This is a genomic window from Actinomadura logoneensis, from assembly GCF_003428695.1.
Classification (GTDB): domain Bacteria; phylum Actinomycetota; class Actinomycetes; order Streptosporangiales; family Streptosporangiaceae; genus Spirillospora; species Spirillospora logoneensis.
In genome coordinates this window covers 1-5,098 of the sequence record NZ_QURH01000237.1, presented here as the reverse complement: position 1 = coordinate 5,098, position 5,098 = coordinate 1, and the positions used below count along the sequence as shown (strand labels likewise).

At 74.8% G+C, this 5,098-nt stretch carries 5 protein-coding genes and 1 pseudogene; 4 read left to right on the top strand and 2 right to left on the bottom strand.

Going from position 1 to position 5,098, the window contains the following annotated elements:
* The coding region (locus DZF91_RS13980; protein WP_235834272.1) for an MFS transporter at window positions 1-349 on the bottom strand (349 nt) is incomplete at its 3' end.
* Between the two features lie 144 nt (window positions 350-493).
* Here DZF91_RS13980 and DZF91_RS13975 point away from each other — a divergent pair.
* A complete protein-coding gene (locus DZF91_RS13975) occupies window positions 494-1,126 on the top strand; it encodes a TetR/AcrR family transcriptional regulator (RefSeq protein WP_117357904.1) in 633 nt (210 codons plus the stop codon).
* A gap of 194 nt (window positions 1,127-1,320) precedes the next feature.
* On the opposite strand, the gene DZF91_RS42665 is transcribed toward DZF91_RS13975, so the two are convergent.
* Window positions 1,321-1,449 (bottom strand): hypothetical protein, encoded by a 129-nt coding sequence (locus DZF91_RS42665; protein ID WP_268915940.1) that lies wholly within the window; start codon window positions 1,447-1,449, stop codon window positions 1,321-1,323.
* Window positions 1,450-1,634: 185 nt separating this feature from the next.
* On the opposite strand from DZF91_RS42665, the gene DZF91_RS13970 reads away from it, so the two are divergent.
* The 3 genes and pseudogenes from DZF91_RS13970 to DZF91_RS13960 all read left to right on the top strand — a co-directional run.
* Window positions 1,635-2,759 (top strand): TIGR01777 family oxidoreductase, encoded by a 1,125-nt coding sequence (locus DZF91_RS13970; RefSeq protein ID WP_117357903.1) that lies wholly within the window; start codon window positions 1,635-1,637, stop codon window positions 2,757-2,759.
* Window positions 2,760-3,043: 284 nt separating this feature from the next.
* A complete protein-coding gene (gene abc-f, locus DZF91_RS13965; RefSeq protein ID WP_117357902.1) occupies window positions 3,044-4,678 on the top strand; it encodes a ribosomal protection-like ABC-F family protein in 1,635 nt (544 codons plus the stop codon).
* Window positions 4,679-4,880: 202 nt separating this feature from the next.
* Window positions 4,881-5,098, top strand: a pseudogene (locus DZF91_RS13960) (hypothetical protein); the annotation flags it as partial.

Below are 5,098 nucleotides of genomic sequence, written 5' to 3'. Positions count from 1 at the left end.
CGACGCCCGCCAGCGCGCGGGCCAGGTCCAGCGCCACGATGCCGGGCGCGAGCGCGGCGGCGACCGACCCGGCGGCGAACAGCGCCGAGCCCGCGACGAACACCCGGCGGCGGCCCAGCAGGTCCGCGGTCGAGCCCGCGACCAGCAGGAACGCGGCGAAGGTCAGGTTGTAGGCGTTCATCACCCACTGCAGCGGCGCCCCGGAGGCGTGCAGCGCGGTGCCCACGTCGGGCAGCGCCACCGCCGCCCCGGAGATCGACATCGGCACCGTGGCGAACGCCGCGAGCACCACCGCGAGGGTGAGCACCGGGCGGGACGGCCGGGACGGTTCGGACGGACTACTGCTCACAGGCCCACTCCAGGCACTTCGGGGCGGCCCTCGTGGCCACCGAGGGGATAGTGCCGCTCGGTGGCAAAAGCTGTCAAAGGGCGAAAGCATTTGAGAGGCGAAGGCGTTCCGAGAGCGAAAGCCGCCTGGTGGTAACCTGGTCCCGTGCCCCTCGACGTCTCCGGCGACCTCCGCTCCCTGCCGCTCCGCGAACGCAAGAAGCTGCGCACCCGCAAGGCGCTGGCGGAGACCGCGCTGCGCCTGTTCGTCGAGCGCGGCTACGACGCGACCACGCTGGACGACCTGTGCGACGAGGTCGAGGTGTCCAAGCGGACGTTCTTCCGCACCTACCCGTCCAAGGAGGACGTCGCGCTCGCCGCCGACAGCGATCTGTGGTCGGCCTACCTCGACGACGTCGCCGCGCTCGACACCGAGGGCCCGCTCGTGGACGCCCTGCACGCGGCCCTGCACACCACGCTCGCCGCGATGGACGCCGACTGGGACCGCCGCTTCCTGGCCGCCCGGCACCTCTGCGACACCGTGCCCGCCCTCCAGGCGCACAGCCTGCGGTACTGCCACGACACCACGCAGGCGCTGGTCGACCAGGTGAGCGCCCACCACGGCGTCGCGCCGCACGACGTCCACCTGCGGCTGGCCGTCGAGCTCGTCGTGTCCGCGTGGCGCACCGCCTCGCTCGCCTGGACGGCCGAGGGGGGCCGCGGCGGCCGGGCCGCGCTGACCGAGCGCCTCACCGCGACGTTCGCCGAACTCCCCGCCGCCCTCACCTACGCCCCCTGACCCGCGGCCACTCACCCACGCCCCTGACCCGCGCTGCTCACCCACGCCCCCTGACCTGCCCGGACGCACCGTCTCGCCCCACGCCTCCCTGACCCGTCGGCCCGGACGATCGGGCGCCCGGTGCGCGGTCTTCCGGGTACATGCGTCGGCCGCCGGACGGGCGTTCACCCGCCCGGCGGCCTGTGTCCGGATCGTCAGCGCGGAGTCGACACCGGGACGGTCCGGACGAGCTGCCCCGGCACCGCGCCGAGCTGCCGGACCAGCCGCAGGGCGTCGCGCCGGTCCGCCATCGCGACGGCCGCCGCGTTCACCACGGCGATCACCTTCGTGCTCCGCCCGCCGGACGACGCGTCCCCGGCCCGGCCCTCGGGGTCTCCCCGACCCGCCCCTCAGGCCCGGCCCCTCGCCCCCGGCCCGTCAGGACGCGGCCGTCCACGGCGCGGCGCCCGCCGAGTGATCATGCGCACAGAATCCTTGAACGCGTTCAAAGGAGGGCTAGGGTGCGGGCATGAAGGTGGTCATCCCCGGCGGGACCGGGCAGGTGGGAGCGATCCTCGACCGCGCGCTGACGGCGGCCGGGCACGACGTCGTGGTGCTGACGCGGAACCCCTCCAAGCCGCGCGAGGTGGCCTGGGACGGCCGCACCCAGGGGCCCTGGACGAAGGAGATCGACGGCGCGGACGTCGTCGTCAACCTCGCCGGACGCAGCGTCAGCTGCCGCTACACCCCGGCCAGCCTCCAGGACCTGATGGAGTCGCGGGTCCGGTCCACCGAGGCCGTCGGCGAGGCGATCTCCCGCGCCGCCGCGCCGCCCCGGGTCTGGCTGCAGGCGAGCACCGCCACCATCTATTCGCACCGCTTCGACGCGCCCAACGACGAGGCGGCGGGCGAGATCGGCGGCCACGAGCCCGGCGTCCCGCGCTACTGGGAGTACAGCGTCCGCATCGCGCGGAACTGGGAGGCCGCCCAGCTCGCCGCCGACACCCCGCGCACCCGGCGCGTCGCGCTGCGCTCCGCGATGGTGATGAGCCCGGACCGGGGCGGCATCTTCGCGCACATGCTCGGCATGGTCCGGCTCGGCCTCGGCGGGCCGGTCGCGGGCGGACGGCAGTACGTCTCGTGGATCCACGACCGGGACCTCGTCCGGGCCGTCCTGTTCCTGATCGAGCGCGAGGACCTGTCCGGCCCGGTGAACCTGACCTCGCCGAACCCGCTCCCCTACCGCGACTTCATGCGGGACCTGCGCGCGGCGTGGGGCATGCCCGTCGGGCTCCCGGCCACCGCGTGGATGGCGGAGATCGGCGCCCTGGTCCTGCGCTCCGACACCGAACTCCTGCTGAAGAGCCGCCGCGTCACGCCGGGGCGGCTGCTGGACGCGGGCTTCACGTTCGACCACCCCGCGGCTGCTGGACGCGGGCTTCACGTTCGACCACCCCGCGTGGCCCGGCGCCGCCGCCGACCTGGTGCGCCGCGTCCGCGACCGCGACTGACGACGGCCCGGCGGCCCGGCGGCGCTCCCCCGGCACGCGCGGCCCACGAGCGGTTCAGGACGCGGGCCACGACGCGGTCCGCGTGGCCGGGAATCGGGTGTTCCGGCCTTCCGTTAGTATCGGTAGGGCCCGCGGCGCGATGATCGCGCCGACGTGCGGTCCATCCTTCGTGAGGGAGTTCCCGACATGGTGAGTGACGACGACATCTCCGGCTGAGAGGCCCGGGAGCCCGGACGCGTTCCAGATCGCCTCGACGATCCGCGCCCGGCGACGCGTCGTCCCCTGTTCACCCTTCTCCGTGCTCTGAGCGCGGCGTCTCCGCCGTACCCGCTCGGACGTCCTTGCCTCCGGCGTTCCGCCGGTGATCGCACGTCCGCGCCGCCGGCCGCGCGCCGCCGCCGCACGGGCTTCTCCCGAGGAGCCGTCCATGTCCGTTTCCCCGATCGTCGTCTCCGGCCTGTCGTTCACCTGGCCCGACGACGTCCCCGTCTTCCGCGGCCTCACCTTCAGCGTCGAGGCCGAGCGCGTCGGCCTGGTCGCGCCCAACGGCGCGGGCAAGAGCACGCTGCTGCGGCTCGTCGCCGGCGACCTCACGCCGTCCGCCGGGTCCGTCACGGTCGAGGGCGTCCTCGGTCACCTGCCGCAGGACCTCCCGCTCACCGCCGGGCGCACGGTCGCCGACGTGCTCGGGATCGCCGACGTGATCGCGTCGCTGGACGCCATCGAGTCGGGCGACGCGTCCGAGCGCCACTTCGCCGTCATCGGCGACGACTGGGACGTGGAGGACCGCGCCCGCGCCGAGCTGGACCGGCTCGGCCTCGGCGACGTGTCCCTGCGCGACCCGCTCGGCCGGCTCAGCGGCGGCCAGATCGTGTCGCTCGGCCTGGCCGCGCTGCTGCTGAAGCGCCCCGACGTCCTGCTGCTGGACGAGCCGACCAACAACCTCGACCTCGCCGCCCGGCACCGGCTGTACGACCTGCTGGACGGCTGGCGGGGCTGCGTCCTGGTCGTCAGCCACGACCGGGAACTGCTCGACCGCATGGACCGCATCGCCGAGCTGTCGGACGGCGAGGTGCGCTTCTACGGCGGCAACTACACCGCCTACGAGGAGGCCGTCGCCACCGAGCGGGAGGCGGCCGAGCGCAACCTGCGCAACGCCGAGCAGGAGCTCAAGCGCGAGAAGCGGGAGATGCAGCAGGCCCGCGAACGCGCCGAGCGCCGCGCGAGCAACGCGTCCCGGAACCTCAAGGACGCGGGGCTGCCGAAGCTGTTCGCGGGGAACATGAAGCGCAGCGCGGAGAAGGCGGCGGGAAGCGCGCAGACCATGCACGCCTCCCGGGTCAGCGACGCCAGGGAGCGCGCGGACGAGGCGGCGCGGGCCGTCCGGTCCGACCAGGGCATCGCGCTGGAGCTGCCCGGGACGCGCGTCCCGGCGGGCCGCACCCTGTTCGTCGGCGAGCACCTGCGCAAGCGCCTCGGCGACACCGAGATCTTCGCGGGCGACGGCGCCGACCTGACGATCCGCGGGCCGGAGCGCATCGCGCTGTCCGGCGCGAACGGCGTCGGGAAGTCCACGCTGCTGCGGCTGGTCAACGGCGACCTGGAACCCGACTCCGGGACCGTCCGGCGCGCCGACGGCCGGGTCGCCTACCTGTCCCAGCGCCTGGACCTGCTCGACGACGACCGGACGATCGCGGAGAACTTCGCGGCGTCCGCGCCGTCGCTGTCGGACGCGCAGCGGCTCAACGTCCTCGCGCGGTTCCTGTTCCGGGGGCAGCGCGTCCACCTGCCGGTGCGCGTGCTGTCGGGCGGGGAGCGCCTGCGGGCGACGCTCGCCTGCGTGCTGTACGCCGAGCCCGCCCCGCACCTGCTCCTGCTGGACGAGCCGACCAACAACCTCGACCTGGTGAGCGTCGGGCAGTTGGAGAACGCGCTCGACTCCTACGAGGGCGCGTTCGTCGTCATCAGCCACGACGAGCGCTTCCTGGAGCGGATCAAGGTGGGACGGCGGCTCACCCTCGCCGACGGCCGCCTCACCTCGGTCGAGAACCTTCCGTCCTGACCGGCCGGCCCAGCGTGGTGGCGAAGAGGCGGGCGCCCGGAACGGTCCTTTCGGCCGATTGCCACCCGGGCCGCCCGTCTCCCAGCCTGGCCGCATGTGGGAAAGACGACCGGCCGGGGCCGGGCACGAAGCAGGTCCGGGCAGGTCGTCCGGGGTGGCCACGGGACCGGCGGGGACAGCGCGTCCGGCTGGCGTGGGCCCGGTGATCCTCCCGCCCCGCTGGACGGGGCCCCTCCTCGCCGCCGTGTTCGCGGCGGCCGTCGCGTTCCAGGCCCTCGCCATCGGGACGAGCTGGGGCGCGGCGTACTGGCCGTTCGACGGCGTCGCGGCGTCGGCCGTCTGCGTCCTCGCGCTGCTGCGCCACCGGTGGCCCGTCGGGGCGGCCGTCGCGGCGACCGCCGTCGCGGCCGCGGCGACGTC